Source organism: Microvirga yunnanensis, assembly GCF_025460875.1.
In genome coordinates this window covers 1-18634 of record NZ_JAMXFI010000161.1, presented here as the reverse complement: position 1 = coordinate 18634, position 18634 = coordinate 1, and the positions used below count along the sequence as shown (strand labels likewise).

The 18634-nt window shown below is 58.9% G+C and carries 17 protein-coding genes and 2 pseudogenes; 15 read left to right on the top strand and 4 right to left on the bottom strand.

Going from position 1 to position 18634, the window contains the following annotated elements; all coding sequences use genetic code 11:
* The 12 genes and pseudogenes from NF876_RS39645 to NF876_RS39595 form a co-directional block, all read left to right on the top strand.
* Positions 1–173, top strand: a pseudogene (locus tag NF876_RS39645) (MarR family transcriptional regulator); the annotation flags it as partial.
* Between the two features lie 37 nt (positions 174–210).
* On the top strand, positions 211–651 hold the full coding sequence (locus tag NF876_RS39640; RefSeq protein ID WP_262273300.1) for a response regulator transcription factor: 441 nt from the start codon (positions 211–213) through the stop codon (positions 649–651).
* 332 nt (positions 652–983) lie between these two features.
* Positions 984–1574 (top strand): PAS domain-containing protein, encoded by a 591-nt coding sequence (locus NF876_RS39635; protein ID WP_262273299.1) that lies wholly within the window; start codon positions 984–986, stop codon positions 1572–1574.
* Between the two features lie 219 nt (positions 1575–1793).
* Positions 1794–1910, top strand: a pseudogene (locus tag NF876_RS39630) (GFA family protein); the annotation flags it as partial.
* Between the two features lie 136 nt (positions 1911–2046).
* The gene (locus NF876_RS39625; RefSeq protein ID WP_262273298.1) at positions 2047–3234 is read left to right on the top strand and encodes a tyrosine-type recombinase/integrase; all 1188 of its coding nucleotides are present in this window, start codon (positions 2047–2049) and stop codon (positions 3232–3234) included.
* A gap of 446 nt (positions 3235–3680) precedes the next feature.
* Positions 3681–3956: a helix-turn-helix transcriptional regulator gene (locus NF876_RS43745; RefSeq protein WP_373696785.1), complete on the top strand. Its 276-nt coding sequence runs from the start codon at positions 3681–3683 to the stop codon at positions 3954–3956.
* An 83-nt stretch (positions 3957–4039) separates the two neighbouring features.
* On the top strand, positions 4040–4246 hold the full coding sequence (locus tag NF876_RS39620) for a hypothetical protein (RefSeq protein WP_262273297.1): 207 nt from the start codon (positions 4040–4042) through the stop codon (positions 4244–4246).
* On the top strand, positions 4239–4433 hold the full coding sequence (locus tag NF876_RS39615; RefSeq protein WP_262273296.1) for a hypothetical protein: 195 nt from the start codon (positions 4239–4241) through the stop codon (positions 4431–4433). The genes NF876_RS39620 and NF876_RS39615 overlap by 8 nt, the downstream gene beginning before the upstream one ends.
* Complete coding sequence (locus tag NF876_RS39610) at positions 4430–5338, top strand: DUF7146 domain-containing protein (RefSeq protein ID WP_262273295.1); 909 nt, start codon at positions 4430–4432, stop codon at positions 5336–5338. The genes NF876_RS39615 and NF876_RS39610 overlap by 4 nt, the downstream gene beginning before the upstream one ends.
* Positions 5331–6332 carry an AAA family ATPase gene (locus NF876_RS39605; protein WP_262273294.1) on the top strand — a complete coding sequence of 334 codons (1002 nt, stop codon included), beginning with the start codon at positions 5331–5333 and terminating at the stop codon, positions 6330–6332. The genes NF876_RS39610 and NF876_RS39605 overlap by 8 nt, the downstream gene beginning before the upstream one ends.
* Positions 6333–7228: 896 nt before the next feature.
* Positions 7229–7462: a hypothetical protein gene (locus tag NF876_RS39600; RefSeq protein ID WP_262273293.1), complete on the top strand. Its 234-nt coding sequence runs from the start codon at positions 7229–7231 to the stop codon at positions 7460–7462.
* A gap of 516 nt (positions 7463–7978) precedes the next feature.
* Positions 7979–8218 carry a hypothetical protein gene (locus tag NF876_RS39595; RefSeq protein WP_262273292.1) on the top strand — a complete coding sequence of 80 codons (240 nt, stop codon included), beginning with the start codon at positions 7979–7981 and terminating at the stop codon, positions 8216–8218.
* Positions 8219–8405: 187 nt separating this feature from the next.
* Here NF876_RS39595 and NF876_RS39590 read toward each other — a convergent pair whose 3' ends face one another.
* Positions 8406–8585: a hypothetical protein gene (locus NF876_RS39590; RefSeq protein WP_262273291.1), complete on the bottom strand. Its 180-nt coding sequence runs from the start codon at positions 8583–8585 to the stop codon at positions 8406–8408.
* A 461-nt stretch (positions 8586–9046) separates the two neighbouring features.
* Here NF876_RS39590 and NF876_RS39585 point away from each other — a divergent pair, with 461 nt between their 5' ends.
* Together NF876_RS39585 and NF876_RS39580 are read left to right on the top strand one after the other, a co-directional pair.
* Complete coding sequence (locus tag NF876_RS39585) at positions 9047–9313, top strand: DUF6894 family protein (protein WP_262273290.1); 267 nt, start codon at positions 9047–9049, stop codon at positions 9311–9313.
* A 1221-nt stretch (positions 9314–10534) separates the two neighbouring features.
* Positions 10535–10795, top strand: coding sequence for a hypothetical protein (locus tag NF876_RS39580; RefSeq protein ID WP_262273289.1), 261 nt, complete (start codon positions 10535–10537; stop codon positions 10793–10795).
* 654 nt (positions 10796–11449) lie between these two features.
* Here the strand turns inward: NF876_RS39580 and NF876_RS39575 are convergent.
* A complete protein-coding gene (locus NF876_RS39575) occupies positions 11450–11617 on the bottom strand; it encodes a hypothetical protein (protein WP_262273288.1) in 168 nt (55 codons plus the stop codon).
* Positions 11618–13600: 1983 nt separating this feature from the next.
* Between NF876_RS39575 and NF876_RS39570 the strand changes: the two genes are divergently transcribed.
* Positions 13601–14209: a class I SAM-dependent methyltransferase gene (locus tag NF876_RS39570; RefSeq protein ID WP_262273287.1), complete on the top strand. Its 609-nt coding sequence runs from the start codon at positions 13601–13603 to the stop codon at positions 14207–14209.
* A 163-nt stretch (positions 14210–14372) separates the two neighbouring features.
* Here the strand turns inward: NF876_RS39570 and NF876_RS39565 are convergent, their stop codons facing one another.
* A complete protein-coding gene (locus tag NF876_RS39565) occupies positions 14373–15500 on the bottom strand; it encodes a hypothetical protein (protein WP_262273286.1) in 1128 nt (375 codons plus the stop codon).
* 989 nt (positions 15501–16489) lie between these two features.
* Complete coding sequence (locus tag NF876_RS39560) at positions 16490–16861, bottom strand: VanZ family protein (RefSeq protein WP_262273285.1); 372 nt, start codon at positions 16859–16861, stop codon at positions 16490–16492.
* Positions 16862–18634 lie beyond the last annotated feature (1773 nt).

The following is an 18634-nucleotide window of genomic DNA, read 5'->3' as shown; positions in this document are numbered from 1 at the left end:
ATTTCCAGGTCACGCCGCCTTCCGTGCACCAGATGATCCTGACCTTGGAACGGGCCGGCCTGATCCGCCGCCAGCCCGGGGTGGCGCGAAGCATCGAGGTGTTGGTCGCCCCTGAAGGCCTGCCCCTCCTCCGCCACCCCCAACCGGTCAAATCCTCTGCGCCGAGGATCTAGTCTGAAGTCGCAGCATCCGGGCTCCCGCGTCGTCGTCGTGTCGGATTCCTTCGACGATGGCATCCTGGCGCGCCTGTGTGCCGACGGCGCGGACGGCTTCTGCCTGACATCCAGCAACGAAAGCGTCTTGGTCAAGGCACTGGAGTTGGTGATGCTCGGCGAAGTGTACTTTCCCTCGGCTTCCGTGCGGAATGTCCTGGACAAGACAGTGAATGCGGTCGCCTCGAGCCCGCCCACTCCACTCGGCGGCCAAGGCCTCGTCGCCAGCGGCGCCCTCAAGGAGCAGCTGTCGAGCCGGGAAATCGAAATCCTCCGCTTCCTGATGAACGGGACGAAGAACCGGGATATTGCCATCAGCCTCAACCTTTCGGAAGCGACGATCAAAGTCTATATCCAGGGTATCCTGAAGAAGATCGGCGCACAGAACCGCACCCAGGCTGCCATGTGGGCGACGAGCGCACTCTTACCGAAAGCATAGCAGGCATCGAGCCCGCATGATGCCCGGACGCTTCGGCCGATCTGCTTCCAACAGGTTTTGGCTTACGCAGCGTCGATACTTTCGTCGAGTGCCGACGCGCATTTGATCCTCTTTACATTCGTCGCTGAACATCTACTTGGCCCTGCTGATCCGTTCGGTGTCATCGGTCTCGAGCATCGGACGTGACCCAGAGGGCCGCGTCAGCGAAAAGTGGACCCACTTTTCACGTCCGATGCTCACGTCCTGAAGCGGCGCATCGTTCGGGGCAGAAAACCGGGTCCACTTTTCTGCACGATGCGCTAGATGCGGCATTGTTAAGGCGAGAGGTGCATATGACCGACGAGGAGGTGGAGGCCGTTGCCCGGGGCTTTTACGAGAGCCTCGAGAACGCGCGAGGCTGGGCAAGCGAACCCCTATTCCTCCAGGAGCGCTTCCGGGAGCACGCTCGCGTCGCGATCGCGGCAGTCGAACAATACGAAGCCATGACCGAGCCCACGACCGAGCCCATGATCGAGCCGCTGACCGTGGCGGTGCCGCTCGAGCAGGCCGGCGGCTATCTGATGCAGGCCGCCCATATCAGCATCTTGCCGGGGTCGACGTTCCGTGCGGTGCTCAAGGGCCCGAGCCACATCTACCATGAAGCGAATGCCGACTATTTCAAACTGGTCGGACACCGGAATCTCTTTACCATGCCCGTGCGGGATGCCCTCCCGGAACTGGCCGGCCAGGGCTATTACGAACTGCTTGATCGGGTCTACAGGACAAGACAGACCTTCGTCGGCGAGCTCCTGCCGATCAGCCTGCAGATGGTGCCTCGGGGTCCGTTGGAGGAGCGCCGGATCGACCTGGTCTATCGCCCGATCCAGGATCGAGGCGGAGAGATGCTGGGCCTTTTCGTCGAGGGCTGCGATCGGACGCTGTGATCCTGCAAGGGCGACCGCATCCCTACAGGGGCGGAGTTCCGGCGCACCAATCCATCCGTAGGGCGGGCTCGTGCGGTTCGATGGCTTTCGACTCTGAATGCCGCCTCGTTCGTCGCCCGCCTTCGATCACTTCGGTCCCTGCAAGCGCAACGGCCCAATGGGACTTGACGAAGGCCCGCTCCGGGCGCCCCTCTAACAAACAGACGCAGGAGTTCACCGATGACGGATAGCAAAGCACCCGCGATGACCGGCGGCTGCCAGTGCGGCGCGGTCCGTTACGCGCTGATGTCGGAGCCGACCCATGCCAGCATCTGCCATTGCCGCATGTGCTGGAAGTGATCAGACGAGATCGGGAAGCAGCAGAAGTCCTTTCTCCCCAATAGATTTTGTGGTTAGCATCTGTCCAATGTGACCGGAAGTAATCAATGGGAAGCAGGAAGTTGCTTCCCATCTGCTTCCCACGGAGGGTGCGATGCGCCTCACCAAGCCGAATGTCGCCAGGCTCGAACTGCCCGCCGGGAGGGCTGAAGCCATCTTCTTCGACGACAGCCTGAAAGGCTTCGGAGTGCGCATCAGGGCCGGGGGCAAGCGAACCTGGATCGTCCAGTACCGCATCGGCACGAAACAGCGCAGGATCACCCTCGGGACTGTCGAAGCCCTCGATCCTGACCGGGCTCGGCAAGCGGCGAAGGATGCCCTCGCGCGAGCGCAACTCGGGAGCGATCCGCAGATCGAAAAGGCTGAGGCACGGGCCCGTGCGTCCCTCACCATGGGCATGGTCGTTAAGCGCTATCTCGACGTTGCGGCTCAGCGGCAGCGCGATCGCAGTTTCAAGGCAACCATGCGCTACCTTAACCAGCTCTGGGCTCCGCTTCACGAAATTTCTATCAGCCGCGTAAAGCGGGCAATGGTCGCCGTCCGTCTCGCTGAGATCGCGCGGGATCATGGACCGGTAACGGCGAATCGTGCCCGCCAGTCGCTCTCGACCTTCTTCGGCTGGGCCATGCGTGAGGGGCTGGTGGATGCGAACCCTGTCACCGCCACGAACCAAGCGATGGAGGAGAAATCCCGCGAGCGCGTGCTGAGCAACGACGAGCTCGTGGCAATTTGGCGAGCCTGTCCGGATGACAACTTCGGAGCCATTGTCCGCCTCCTCATGCTGACGGGGCAGCGGCGGGATGAGGTCGGCGGCTTGCGCCGCAGCGAGATCAACCTGGAAAAAGCGTGGTGGAGCCTGCCGCCACATCGAACTAAGAACGGCTGCGCCCATGAGGTGCCGCTGTCAGCTCCCGCGGTGGCTATCATCACTACGGCTATGGCAGCCAGCAACCACATGGTCTTATTCGGCTACGAGAACCGCCCGTTTTCCGGCTGGAGCAGCGCCAAGGCAGCTCTTGATAAACGGCTGAAGGAGGCAGACACGCCCGTCGCGGATTGGCGCTTACACGATCTCAGGCGCACTGCGGCCACGCGCATGGCCGACTTGGGCACCCTCCCCCACGTCATCGAGGCCGTCCTCAATCACGTCTCCGGCCACAAGGCGGGTGTCGCTGGCGTTTATAACCGCGCCACGTACGCCAAGGAAAAGCGCGAGGCGCTCGACCGCTGGGCGGACCATGTCGCTTCTCTAGTGAAAGACGATCAGCCTCATTGGACGTAAGCCTCCGTCGTCAGGGCGCCCCTGGCATCCGGCAAGTCCTGCCGGCTGCGCTGCGCACCACGATTGCTGCGGCAATCGGGCACTGTGGAAGTTATAGCGCCATCATGTTCGGTAAACCCGAAATATCATTCGCTAAAAGCGAGCGCGCCACTCGCTTGTTCCGAGCAGCTCTAGGTCGGCTGAGCTCAGCTCAAATGACTGACAAACCAAGATAATTCATTGTATCTGGCTCGTAAGTATTTATGCAAAGTCGCTAGTGGTTTTTACGTACGAAATGTTCGATTTTCCCGAACATTACTTACGTTCTGACAAAATGAATCACATATTATTGATATTTCCTTATCGCGACCTGTGGTAAGAAGAGATCAGGTGATGATACGGTCACGGCGAAAGCGACAGCTGCCGGAAGAACGGCGACACCCTTTTCTTAGAAGGATGTACACGCCATGAGAGAACCTATCGCTTCTCCAAAAATCTCTGATTCCAGAACGGATGCTCGTTTGCAGCCGTACGTCAGCCTCGGAGCTTTCCCTCTCGATGTCGCCCGCCATCGGATTCTCGACGTTAAAGAGACGGCGGCTTTTTTATCTCTCAGCGTCCCCAGCGTCAGAAGGCTTCATCGGGAGAGGCAGATACCCGAGGCGGTAAGGCTGAGTGCGAGGCGGATTGGCTGGAAGCTCGGGGATCTTTTGGAGTGGTTAGAAGCGCGCTCTGCCGCTTGATCACCATCAACTCTTTGCAGGCCGACCACAAAAGGAACCCCGCGCGAACGAGGGGTCCGGCGGGGTCTAAAGGAAATATTGCAATGTCTTCCTACACCATGACGGGTTGCACCCGCAAGCCAGCCGCTTGTCTCGCCTCCCACCCTAACGCTGTACACTACTCCGATTTGGCCGAATTCCCTGTCTCGTACGCCGTGCATCGGATCGCCCACCGCTGTCGCATCAGCACCGCCCAATCATCGGTCATTGTCGAGCTGCTCGGCCTCGCGCCGGAGGTGCGCCATGGCTGAGGAACTCCGCATCTCTATGATCCCGGAGGCTCCTGATGACCTCGGGGACTGGATCACCCTCGGCGATGCCATCGCGGCGGTCATCGAGAAATGCACCCTCCGCATGGGCGAGCGGTGGCAGGAAGGCCTCGGCGGCTACAAAGAGGCTGACGCTCTCCATGCTTCGAAGAGCTGGAGCTTGTCATGAGCAGCCTCGATCTTCGCTCGGCTGCCCTAGCCCTCGGCGGCGATGTTGTCGGGCAGCAGATCCTCTTCGCTCCGCCAGGTCACTCACGGCAGGATCGCTCAGCCTCCCTCTGCTTCGATCCCAAGGCTCCCGGCGGATTCGTCATCCACTCCTTTGCTGGTGACGATCCCCTGCCGATCCGCGACTACGTGAAGGAGCGGCTCAGACTGGCATCCGACGGGAAGGCGCGACTGGCCCTCTCCTCCGCTGCTCCTGCCGCAAGTCCTGACAATGCTGAGCGTACGGCCCAGGCTCTCGGCATCTGGGACGAGGCTCGTGATCCACGCGAAACACCGATTGAGGCGTATCTCAACCGGCGTGGGCTCGCCCTGCCTGATGAGGCGACTGGTGAGGCGATCCGGTTTCACCCGGCCTGCCCATTCGCTGGCGAGCGGACGCCCGCCATGATCTGCCTTGTGCGGGACGTGGTAACGAACGAGTCCAAGGCGATACACCGCACAGCACTTACCCAGGACGGCCACAAGGCCACGATCAACGGCAAGGATCGGTTGGCGCTCGGGCCGATTGCAGGCGGAGCCATCAAGGTTACGCCCGATGAGAATGTGACGCTCTGTCTCGGCATTGGCGAGGGCGTCGAGAGTGCTCTGAGCCTGCGCAACCTGCCCGAGTTTGGGTGTTCTCCTGTCTGGTCGCTGATCTCCGCCGGTAGCGTCGAGACGCTCCCGATCCTCTCGGGGGTTGAGAGCCTCTGGCTCGCGGTCGACCACGACGAGACCGGCATCCGAGCGGCACGCTCAACCGCACTGCGCTGGCAAACCTCCGGAGCTGAAGCCTTTCTGATCACTCCGTCGGCTCCCCGTGCGGATCTGAACGACCTCTTCTTTGCGGGAGCGCACAATGCTTGATCCCGATCCGAACCTCTACACCGTCGAGCACCTGAAGCCGGGTCTCGCGAACGGCGATCAGGAGCGCCGAGGCGAGAACGCCCACGACGGATTCATCCGCCTCACCACGATATCGCTGAGCGAGTTCGTGCGCCTCAACCTTCCCAAGCGCGAATATGTCCTGTCCCCCATCATGCCCGCGCGAAGCCTCGCCATGTTGTACGCGGGACGCGGCATCGGCAAGACTCGCGTCGGCATGGGGCTCGCGTACGCAGTCGCGTCCGGCGGCGAGTTCCTACGCTGGCGAGCACCGAAGCCGCGCCGCGTCCTGTACGTCGATGGCGAAATGCCCGCCGAATTGATGCATGAGCGGGCGCACGCCCTCATGGCGGCCTCGGACTACCATCCGCCGGACAAGTGCTATTTCCAGTTGCTCGCGATGGACTTCCAGGATCTCGGAACCTCCCTGAACCTTGCCCGTCCCGAGCACCAGACCGCCATTGAGGGCAAGCTCGCCGGTGCCGAACTGCTGGTGCTCGATAATCTGTCCACGCTTGTGAACGGTGGGCGCGAAAACGATGCGGAGAGCTGGGACACAGTGCAAACCTGGCTCCTCCAGCTGCGGCGGCGAGGTGTGGCCGTTCTCCTAGTGCATCACGCGGGTCGAGGCGGAGAAGCGCGCGGCACCTCGAAGCGCGAGGACGTGCTCGACACAGTCATCAATCTCAAGCGTCCCGAAGACTACGATCCAGAAGAAGGCGCACGGTTCGAGGTGCATCTCACGAAGGCGCGCGGGATCGCCGGGGACGACGCTCTACCCTTCGAGGCCAAGCTTCAGGTAATCAATGGCCGGGACTTCTGGACCTGCATGACCCTGCGGGACCGGGAGATGGACGAGGTCGAACGACTGTCTCACGGAGGTGGGACAGTCCGCGATATCGCTACCGAGCTGAACATCAGCAAGTCCAAGGTCAATCGGTTACAGGAGAAATTACGCGCTGAGGGCAGACTGTGAAGGAGCGGCATTGAGATCTGTCCCACTGTCCCGCATCCTTAGAGAGTGGGACAGTGGGACAAGGCCTGTAGGCGGTGATCCTGGTCCTCATTTGCCGGCACATCGTCTTCCCATGCCTGAAGGCGTCCACGTCTGCGAACGGACGCGCTGCTCATGGCTTCATCCCATTTGTCCCACTGTCCCAGCGTCCCTAGGGGCGGGACACTTGGGACACGGACAGGCGGGCCGTGTGGGACATGTGGGACAAGGCGCAGTCGCAGAGGTACCTCAGAAGCAATCACTGATTACAGAGATTGATCAGCAAACCCGCTCGTCAGATCGCTTGGTCCGTCGCTGACAGGCGCTTGGCGCCTACCGGCAGGATCGTTGCTAGCAGCAGGAAACTGCGCCTGGATGGCTTCCTGCGGCTTGCGTTTAAACGCTACCATCAGCAGCCCGGCTGGCGCGCCTTGGCCGATGGGCAGGTACGTGATCACCCGGAAGGCAACTGCGCTTGTGTGCGGAAGCACTTTGGGCCAGTTGTTGCAGCGTCTCGGGAAAAGCTGAGATCGGTTGAGGGAGGATGGAGTTAGAGTTTCGATCCAGGAGAGGATTATCATGGACGACTGGTATCCAGTCAGGCTCGCGCCGCGCGACGAAACCCCTGTGATCCTCTGGATTGAGGACAGGGAGGCACCGCCTGTTTATCCGGTGACGGTCGGAGCCTGAGAGACCGACGACATCACCAGAAGGAGCTACTGGCGTGTCTTCGGGGCGCGCTACGGCAACCAGACCTACTTCGATCGGCACATCGTCGGCTGGCGGCCCCTGCCTCGCATTTGGCGGAGCCAAGGCGCTTGACGGGCCCGACTGAGCCAAATCCCGAAGTCGCGAAAGAATAAGGGGACGGCTAACCCATGACGGCACCCATCACGATTGCTTACACATGCCCGAAATGCGGAGCCGGACAAGCCATCCTGCCGCCCAAGATCGAGGCTGCAGGCATGGTGCAGTGCGCCCAGTGTGATCGACAGCATGGGCGCCTGCATGAGGTGCAGAAGGAACTCGCTAACAAGGCCCGCGAGGAGGGCTCGCAGAAGATGCAGCAGATCTATCGAAACCGCCCTACAGGGAAGAACCGCTCGTTCTGAGAGCGGTTGTGCGGTCCTATGCCGACGAGTCTCCGATCAACGCCAACTGGCGCTGGACGGGCTTAATCTGCGGCAAGAGGCAGGGCTTCTACCTCCTTTGAACCGGCGCTTCGCAGAGGCTGCCAAACAACTTCTGCATACATCGATCGTTATCGCCCACGACTTCGAGCACGCTGGCCACCAATTGACCGAATGCATAGATCGCGGAGCAAGGAATGACGACAGAGGATGCAATAGTTCTGACAGCCATTTCATTGATGGCCGCGATCCTCCTAGGCGGACCTTGGGTGCTCATAGGGCTATGCAACTATAAAGCGACCGAGGAATAATCGAGATGCAATGCAGGCTTGGTGCCAAGAATAAGAACCATGCTGCCCTTCACTGCCGTTTCATCCAACCTCTCCTGACGCGCCCGATTGGACCAAAGGCCTCCTCGGCCGCCGCGCAAGCCTGTGTCTCAGACATTCGCGAGAGAAGGCTGCCATAGTAGGATAGGCGCTCGTCGAAGAAGTTGGCATGACGCCCGCCCTCTTGCCAGTCAGCGGGCTGAAGGTTGTGTTGAGCAAATCGCGTCCGAACCTCGGCCAAATTGATTTGCCAGGACGGGCACTTGGTACCCAGCATCCTGGCCGCCACGAAGTCGTCCAAAGCAGCTTGCTGCGGGTCGCGGGTCTGGCCGCCCGCTGGGGGCGCCAGAAGAACAAGGGCAGCGATGACCAGCGCACGAAGACCAGAGGATCCCGGTCTTATGACTGAGCCTGCCGACTGGCGGCACGGAACCATGAGGCAAGGTTGATGGCGGTTCACCCGCATATCGACCTCCTCGTTCTCTGGCCCATTTTACCACACAGGATGGTTCCAGCCGAAGGATGCTATGTGGGCCGCTTCCTCGACCGGTATGGACCCGACTGCAGCGCTGACGGATCCGCCTGCTGAGGGGCTGTTAGGGCCCAGCGACCGTATCGACTAAGAGATAAGCGACGATCGCTGCGCCCACGACGATGAGGATGAGAATGGCAGCCAGAGTGGGCCAGCCAACTCGGGTTTCCCGAGCCAAGCGGTCTGCTAACCCCTGTCGCTTCTGATCGAGCGCCATATCCGTCTCGGCGGGTCGGTAGTCCATGGCTGCCCTGTTGCAGAGGAGGCTTTTTCCGGCACAGCGGGATTGCTTTGCTCTGATCGTCTGTGTAAGGCAGCCTCGGGATGAGGGGCCAGACTGTGCGTCATGCGGCTGACTGAACAACCGACCGACGACACTGAAAGATCTGATAGTTGAGAGTGGCGATTGCCGTACGAGCAAGGCCTCTGAAACGGTCTTGGATGGCTTCTCCGGCGTCCTCCCAAGAGGTGGAAAATTCGACCTCGTAGAACGCTCGCGCGACGCGCTCGACTTGCTCTTGTGTCATGCAAGTCTCCTATGTTCACGGGGCAGATTATCCTATTTAGGAATACCGAGCTTTAGCTCCGACGAGGTACTCCTTTAGGTACGTCGTGAGCGTAGGTCATAGCTAGGCTTACAGCCGAAGAGGATGAACAAAGGGTGCGGCTCGCCATTGATAGCCAAAGGCTACTGAGGGGCGATCAATGCCGCGCTACTTCTTCGACACCTATGACGGGGAACGCTTCCTGCCTGATGAAACCGGGCTCGAGTTTGACGATCTACAGGCTGCCAAACTCAAGGCAAAGGAGGCCTTACCGGAGATGGCGAAAGAGGCGCTCCCTGACGGCAATTACCGAAGCTTTGTAGTCAGTGTCAGGGATGAGGCTGGGGCGGTTGTTGTGCGAATGTCCCTCTCCCTCGTGGTCGAAGAGGGTGATGTCGACGATCCGTCCGCCGAGGATATGGCGTAAGGGGGGAAGGCAATAGAGGGCCTATTGCAGGGCACGGTCTTAGGCATCCCGTCCTTCGTTGGCGATTGGGCATACAGCCTCGTATTCAACGCGAACTAAGGGCGGGGAGTTGGAGCCACATCTTGTGGTGGCCTGAAGTAAAAGCCCCGCCAGCCTGAGTCAGCGGGGCTATAAAATTGGTGAGATATCGCTACTCAGAACTTCAATGAGGTGGACCTTGGCCAGCAAACCTTGGCAGGAAAATGACGTTCTACTTTCCCTGAGGTTGGGGTTCAATTGTCGATGAGGCTGCGTGCTACCATCTCCTACACAGCGACAGTCATCACCGAGCACGCCTCGCAGCAGGGCAGTTCTTCTGCAGGCCAACTCGCAACACGACATCTGCCCCCGACGGGATTGGGCTCTCATGACAAACGGAGTACTCCGGCAGATGCGTTGATTCTGATCCCGCGGAAGGACGATAGTCTTATTGAGGCTGGGGGCAGTTACGATGGACGGTCTTTCGGTGTTGGTAATCGCAATTGGATCTCTACTGCTTGCAGCCGTGGCCTTTCTCGGCGTGGCAGACTACATCGATCCGGTGCGTGAGAGAATAGACAGAACTCCTTCCAGGCCGTCGAGTAAGCGCCATCGATAAACCCTCGCCCGCCGTGAACCTTCAGGAAGCTGTGTGCCGATCAGGACAGCACCAACCGCCAAAGTTAGTCTCGCCCAAATCCCGGATGCGACTGCGATGCCACAAGGCCGCTCTCAGAACCATGACAATCCATTCGGCGGCTTGCTCCTGCCGGTGAGTGCCTGGAAAGCCCTAGAGGACGCACATATCACCAGCCTCACGCAACTCAAGGCCTTGGTTCCGTTGCTCGACCAGATCCGGGGCATTAACCCTGAGACTGCCGAGATCGTCAAAGACCGCCTTGACCGCTTGGCAGCAAGGCGAACCGTCCGGGTTCGGCTGGTCTTTCCCAAGCCGCCCCATCGCACATCGGGACGCAGGAGAGCCCGCGGCAGCAGGCGCTAATCCGCGTAGGCCACTCATTCGTCGGACAACATGAAGGTCTCCATCTCTTGACGGCCGCGCCTTGGCCGTGGCTCAGGTACGTGATCACCTGGAAGGCAGCTGCGCTTGTGTGCGGAAGCACTTTGGGCCAGTTGTTGCAGCGTCTCGGGAAAAGTCGAGGCGGTTGAGGGACCGTCGGTGCGAAACGACGGATGGGGGAGATGAAGGTTATGATGCTGATCTCGACCATCGTCGGCGGGCTCTTCCTCTACGTGATTTTCGAGCGGTACCTGAAGAAGGCTCTTCTTCGCGCGCAAGGACAGCGCAAAACCGTGGAGGTTGGCACGCTGATTGCCTCCGGTGCTGCCATGATCCTTGCGATCGGCAGCCTGATCTACACGCTGAACGCGATCGATGCTCTGCAGGACCGGATCACGGCGCTCGAAAAGGCCGTGCAGAGCCCGCCCCGGGCGGGCCCATGACCGCTAGGCCAGACGGGCTGTGCTCCCCGATCAAGCACCACCTGGTGCTTCACTGGATCAACCCAGTGCATGGCATTCGACAGACCTGGGTTCTTTGAAGTCTACGGGATATATCCAAGCCCATACAGTAACAGCGTGGCAGATATCGCGCCGCCCAGCGCAAGCAGGAGCCACGGTAGATATCCGCCGAAGTCATCCATCGTGACCTCCTTCATAGTCGGGGAGCTTGGCAGATGATAACGAGCTAGGATCGTGATGGATGACGAGCGTTTCCCTATCAAGTTCCATCTTGCCCTGCGCTGGATCGCACTGAGCAGAGGATCCGGCGCTTCTACTCGCTGATGATCGGGCGCGACCTGTTCGGCGCGATCCGGCACGGATCCGAGCTACCCTCCCTTGGACCTTGCGTGCCACCGCGCCACAAGGATTACCAGCAGAAACGAAATCGGCCAGAGGGCATGAGCGAGCAGAAACAGCCACGGACTGAACTTCACATCGGAAGCGCGGCTTGTCACCAGACTGATGCAGCCGAGGGTGCAGGCCCCGGCTAGGTAGCTCAAAACCAAGAACGTAATAGTGGTTTCCTGTCGCCGAAGGTTGTTGTGATCCTAAGTATGAGTGTCTGAAGGCTGAACAGGCTTTTGATGGCTCGTTTCATTCCCTGTGACCATCTTCGGCAGCCGTTCCCGGCAGATCCGCCTTCCAGGCATCGTAGATGCTTGTGACCGCAAGGATGAGCCCCGCCATCAAGCCGCACAGCAGCAGAAAGACCATGAACCGGTTCTCGGCCCTTGTGCCCCAGGTCCATGCAAGGTCGATCAAGTGATGCATATCAGGCGCGTCCCCGGCTAGGAGCCCACCAGCTTTGAGTCGAAGTGGATGACCACCATTGCGGCGCATATGACCAGCAGGCAGGCCGAGCCTCCCATCACGAGACCATCACGCGATGTTGGCTCATAGCAGCTGTAATAGCCGAACAACTGACACCACCAGTCCGATGCGTCTTCCGCCCAATTCATGGCCGCCCCCCGCGAACCTAAATAATTAAGCCAGCTGTCCTTGCAGGGCGCGAGGGATCAAAAGGGATATTCCATTGGGGATGAAGATGCATCATCCATGGTCAACCCCGCCTTAGAGGCGCACGAGACTATCGCCCAGGCGAAGCGGCTCCGCGGATATCAGGCTTTGTGAGGAGTAGTTCTTCTGAGCCACACCGGAGCAGCGGCGCTTCCGGCATCATTATCGATGCAGACGATTCTGGAGGGCGCCTATGTCAGTCAACGATAACCCGCTGGTTCCGCAAACTATCCTCGTTGCACGGCACGTCTATCCCCCCGAGAGCCCGGCGTGCAGCGTAGCTCGTGAGTCGTGGAGGGTGAAATGGCTTCAGAAGAGACGATGGCTTTAACCGCAATCACAATGATGATGGGAACAGTCCTGGGCGGGCCGTGTGTGCTCCTATGGCTGTGCAACCGCGGCCCGAATGGGGAAAAATAGCAGCAGGACACTGCTGCTTAACGCTGCGCCTACCGAGATCTGTGACGGATTGTTTACCTGGGTCGGGCCAGAATGGGTGCACCGGTCGTGCCCCGCATCAGACGACCGGTCCATAGCCTCCAAGCATGGAAGACGCCCTGGCTGAGAGTTCTACCCTCTTGGCTGGGGCGTTGCCGTTTCTGAGCTAACCGAATCCGGAGCCTATCCCATTAGGAATAGGGGCTCTCTCGTTTGCTCCATTGTGGAGCAGCCGGAACCGTTTAGCCTTTGGGATGTGGCGGACCCCCATCCAGCCACAGACGCCCTGGCCGGAGGTATAGGACACCTTCCGGCTGGGGCGTTTTTGCGCCCGCCGTCCTCGCATGAGAATGCGCCCAGCAATTTCGCATAAGCGCCAGTATGGAATATAAGCAGAAGGACAAATCGGCAAAGAAAAAGCGCCTTCCAAGGAAGGCGCTCTAAGGTATCGGACCCGTAGAGGCAAAAAATTGGGAGCCGACCTTAGTCCGCAATAGGGAATATATTCAATATATCAGTCAGTCTAACAAAGGTCGTTGCATAACATTAACCAATCGCCCTACTGTGGCGCCATAAGAAGACTAAGCGCAATATTTCATATCACCCTAAGCTTGACCATAATTGCCGGGAATCCAAAGATGGAGCTGATTCTTCCCGCTGCCCTAATAGGCAGTTCTGTTACTTTTGCTTTGCTCTGGCCTTGCGGAGCATTCCTGGCACTTGTCAGTGCGCCATCGGTGGAAGCTTCTTGGCTCTCCTAGCGGGCCTGCTGCTGGCCTTCGTGGAGCACGAGGAGCGAAAGCAGCAGCACGGTATTCAACCCTCTCGCCCTCCAGAAAACATAGAGGAAGCGGCTTAAACCTGCTCCAGCACCCGCTGCACCTGCACGGCGGAAGTGATCCGGCAGGCCCTCGCCCGTGTCTGGTCTCGGGTCATGAACAGGAGCGCCTCCATTGCAGACCTGTTGTATCTTTGAGGTCGCCTGTTAACCATATCCTCCAATGGTGATTTAACGCTATGACACTTGCATACCGTGCCAAACGCTACTTGAAGGCTCGAGGCGGGTTGGCCTTCACTGCCCAAATATTTCGTTATCTAGGCAAGGTAACGTTTTCTCGATTCTATGTAGACCCAGTCTTTGCTCGACGTTGCCGTCTCGGCAGTGAGCTTCAAAATCGCTTTTCCGGAGTTGTACAAGCCGGTCCGATGAAGGGAGTTCGCCTTAGTCCCGATTCCACTTGGGGTCGGGCTGATCGAGGACCGATGCTCCTTGGTCTGTATGAGGCTCCGGTGATGGAGCAACTAAACGCATTCAGCGCCCATGGCTCAACCCTCATCGATATTGGCGCAGCTGATGGATACTTCGGCGTTGGTCTTGTGGCGGCTGGCGTTTACACGCGCTCAGTCTGTTTTGAACGCGATCCCGTCACCCGCGAGTCGTTACTTGCACTAGCACGCCTTAACAACGTGGAAGATCGGATTACGGCACTAGGGACAGCCGATGTAAATTCCATAGCAGAACTGGAGCGGGCTGGGGTTGATTTGTCCGATGCAGTTGTTCTCTGCGATATCGAAGGCGGCGAGTTCGACATATTCAGCAAAGAACTGCTGGGGAAGCTATCTAAATCAAGGATAATAATCGAATTACACAATAATATGGTCGAGAATGGGGATAGCCTGCTTCAGAGGCTCGTATCTGACGCACAGACCTATTTTGACATTAGCTATATTGAGACTGGCCCTCGCGATCCAACGTCCATACCGCTCCTGCGGGACATGGCCGACGATGATCGTTGGCTACTCTGCTCCGAAGGCCGAGGTGTCTATCAAAATTGGATGGTGCTTTCGCCGCATGAGCCCCTCGGCAACCAGAAGCCGCAACAATCCACCGGCGCTTAATCCGGCCTAGGCTCAGCACCGCCTGAAGAGCAGAGGCTAGGCGAGATGCTGCTAGCTCCATGGTGCGTGTAACTCGCAGAACACCCGGTATGGAACCGCTCCCGATATGCAGACCAGGAACGGCCTGAGTGTGGTTGCAGGCGGGGTCCATGGGCTATCCTGCTCAGGCGATGAAGTCGAAGTCGGATCCGCTCAGGTTGGTGACATTGAAGACAGTCACGCTGTTGCTATCGCCGAAGTTGATAAGACTGCTATCGACCACACTATCATTGTTGGTGTCCACCGTCTGGATGTTCAAAGCCTCGAACGAGAGGAGCTCGCTGATGCCGTCCAGTTCGATCCGGTCCTCACCCTTGCGGAAGTCGTGGATGAAATCGGTTCCGTTGCCAAAGTTGAACACAAATGTATCATTACCGCCCGTGGCAACTCCCTCTTGGAAGTCGCCCCACATCTGATCGCTTGTGCTCCCGGCGCTGACGAGGCGGTCATCGCCGCCCCTGACACCGTCTCCGCCGAAGCTGGCATCGCCAATGAGGGTGTTGCCCAACAAAGAACTCGCCCCCGTGAGGGTGTCGTTCCCGCCGACGGAGGACGAGGTCATGGTGTGGGCATCACCGTGGAGAGTGTTCGAGCGAGCGTTCGCCCCGCCTGTGAGGGTGTCGTTGCCACCCTTGGAGGAGGCCATGGTCTCGGCATCCCCGTAGAGTTGGTTGGTGACGCGGCTGCCCCCCGATACACCAGTAAGAGTGTCGCGCCCGCCCAAAGAGGAGGTCATGACTCGGGCATCGCCGAAGAAGAGATTGGTATTCTGCGGGATAGCCCCGACAATACCGCTGAGGGTGTCGTTCCCGCCGACGGAGGCTGTCATTGTGCCTGCATCACCGTAGAGGATATTGGTAGACCCCCCGCCACCCGTGACGCTGTCGTTACCGCCCTTGGACAGGTTCATAGCCGCAGCATCACCGTAGAGATCATTAGCGGAGATCGAGCCTCCCGTGAGGGTGTCGTTCCCGCCCTTGGAGGAGGTCATCGAGCCACCGGCATCGCCAAAGAGGGTGTTGGTAGAGGTGTGTCCGCCCGTGAGGGCGTCGCGCCCACCCTTGGAGAAGTACATCGAGCCACCAACATCGCCGATGAGAAGGTTGCCAGGAGAGTTCGCCCCGCCCAGGAGGGTGTCGCTCCCGCCCCTGTAGAAATACACTGTGATGTCCGTATCGCCGTAGAGGGTGTTGCTCTCAGCGTCTGTTCCGGTCAGGGTCTGGTGTCCGCGACCTCCAACGAGCCGTGCCATAGCGTGATCCTCCTGTTCGAGGGGAGCCTGGACACGAACCTGAAACACCGTATCCAGCGTTCGCCCTCGTTCCTGCGAGCCGCATCAGGGGCCAGAACCGCGCATCAATCCTGGTCTTGCGCTGTCTCTGACACGCACGGACGGACCGCAGGGTAGATCACACGAGTCTTGGTAATATTCGTCAAATCAATTCCGTCTGCCAACCAGCAACGTGGCAGGAAAATGTCTTGGTGAGAAACGTCGCGTGATAGTCAGATCCGCAGCAGACACACAAACGTCGCAGTAGCCCAGTGAACGTCAATCCACCATGTCGGAGAAACATGACGAGAGGGGCTGGTCTCCGGTCAGTGCTGCGCCGCGGGATGGCACGCCTGTGATCCTCTGGCTAACCGAGGACGATGCTCCGCCCGTTCTTCCGCTGAGCGTGGGGTACTGGGCCAGCAATCCTGCGGCAGGGGTCGGCTACTGGCGGATCTTTGGCGATCCGCCGCGCTTCTGCTCTGATCGGCAGATCAGGGTATGGAAACCGCTTCTTCGCGATTGAGCTGATCATCCGCGAATTTCGCATAACGCCCAGTATGGAACCGGAAGCCAGCTTGGGGCCATTCGCCATTGACGGAGGATCACTATCCTTCGGGATAGCCCCTTGCTCTGAGTAGTCGACGGGCTCTCCCGATAGGTCAGCGGCTTGTCTGATTGTGACGCTAGAATTGCATCTGCTCACCTCAAGGAGAGGCGACAATGCTCTCAACGCACACCGAGCGCTTTGTTGTGTTCCAAACTCAAAATGAGTGGTTGGTCACATACGGGGATCGGACCCAGATCTCATATCCCACGCGTAAGGAAGCTGAAGATTCCGCCTTCAGCGCCGCAGACGCCCTAGCCTCCCAAGGAAACGCCGTTTCTGTGCTGATTATGCCAGATGGACCAGATGCCAACGGGCAAGATCCCATGGTCCTCTCAGGGCGTACCCCTCAGGCCAAACCGAACTAGCGTTTCTCACCCGTTCCGGTTTCGCGGAGAAGCCCACCACAGCGGCTGATGAAGGCGGCGAAAGCGGCTCCGAGGAGAGCGCCTGACGCCTTCACAAGGCCGTCTGGCAGGCGACCATGGCGGCCTGGAACATAGTTCTGGGCGAGTTCAAGAAGCCCAGCGACCCCGATCAGCAGCACGAGGATGGGGAGGCGGTGTTTCGGGTAGCCGAGGCAGAACGCAGCGCCGATGGCCATAAAGGCCGCAGACCTCTCCAGGCTGACGGGAGCTGTCGTCACGGGCCGGAACTGGATCGGCGCAAGGGTGAAGACCGCAATAGCCAGGACCAGCAGCCATGCGACCGAGCGGAAGAAGACCTTGGGTGTCATGGCGAGCGGTTTAGCCGATTGTGCCAGAAATGTGCAGGGCTCTTTTGAGCTTCTGATCCTGCGGATCAAGGGGCGCGTGGACTCGCATAATTGTCAGTATGGAACGCGGCAAAAGCGACCTAGCGGCGATGACTGATGCGCCCGGCTGGCGGGGACTGGCCTGTCAGCCTCGGAAGGCGCGGACGGAACCGATGACTGATTGCAAACCACATGATTGATCTTAGTCGCCAAAAATAAGTCACGTTTCAGTATCTGAATGCCATGATAACTCTGTTGTCATGTTTAATTCAAAATTTATCTGAGCATTTCATTTGGATGGTTCATATGGATAAGCAATCAGACCTGCGTGACTACTTGAGATTATTTTCAGAGAATAAGGCCTTCGTCTTTGGTCAACCCGCCTCTGGGGAGCTGGCGCGCTCAGCATGTGAAGTCGTCCAACTTCACACTCGGCCACGAGCAGGGAACGCTGCTCAACAGCGTCACCCTGAGAGGCGCTTGGAAGGTCGAGCAAAATAGCTGACGAATGCCTGCCCAATTTGCATAAGCCTCAGTATGGAACGCAAATAGAAAGATCGATCAGGCAAGAAAAAAGCGCCCATCCGAAGAGAGCGCTTTAAATTTTCGGACTTGTTGGGGCAACCGACAAATCCGTTGAACGCGCCTTACTCCGACAAAGCATGTCCTGTCATTGCTCTATGTTAGTCCTGAGTGCGATACTCTGACATGGTATAGTTCAGAATTACGTAGTTGTGCTTATTGCACCCTCAATTGGAGGACGGTATACGACCCCCACTCGTAGGAACAACTACGGTTCAAAGGGTCGCGAACATGGTGACAAGACCGGGCGCGGCCCTTTTTGCCTCGCGCGTGAAAACCCGCCGCGCGATTTCGCATAGCATTACACCCAGTATGGAACTGACGCAGGCGAGGCGGGACAGCTGCGACCTGTGAGGCCGCTCGTCCTGAATATCTCGTCTTAGCAAAAAGAAAGCGCCCTCTCGTGTGAGGGGCGCTCTGAGGTCCGACCCGTAGGGGCAAAATTGACAAGTCGGTATAGTCCATGTGCTCGGCCCAACCTTCCCTGTCAGTCGGGTATACGACAGATGAGCGAAGAAATACGCTGTTCGTTCTCCGCCATTATAGGCTTATTGTTCCAATGTAAGTTTAAGTACTTGTTGTGCGCCTCAGATGAGGTCGATATACGGACTTCCTTCCCGTGGGGGGCAACTACAGGCCGGGAGGGTCGCACACAGTCACAAGACTGGGCGCGGCCCTTTTTCCATGGTTGCACCGGACGGCTCGCGTGCTCGGGTGAAAACCTGCCCGCGCTGTCGCATAAGCCTCAGTATGGAACGTGACTGGAAGTGTTCGTAGCGGCTTATGGAACGCCGGGCCGGCTATGCCGTAAATCCGTCCCTGAAGCAGGCCTCGGCCGATACGTGAATACTGGCGGATGCTTGGCGAGGGAGAGGCCGAGATCTGAGCTTTCCGGTCTCTCCCCACCTGGATGAGGAGCGGGTGGGGGGTGGTGCTCCAGATCCAAGCCAAGAGGAGTTGCCGCACCTCCAGGGACGGGAACGATAGCTGGCTTTACCTGGTCCTACATCAGGAGCCTTCCCCTGCTTCATCTGGAAGTAAACCGCGTCCAGTTTGAGAACCATGGTTTTTGGGGCTTGGATTGGCGGTGGGCGTTCCCATCTGAGGCACTTTCCTCGGATACGGTCGGTCTCATGCTACGGGTTGATTGTGAACGCTGGGGTCAAACACCGG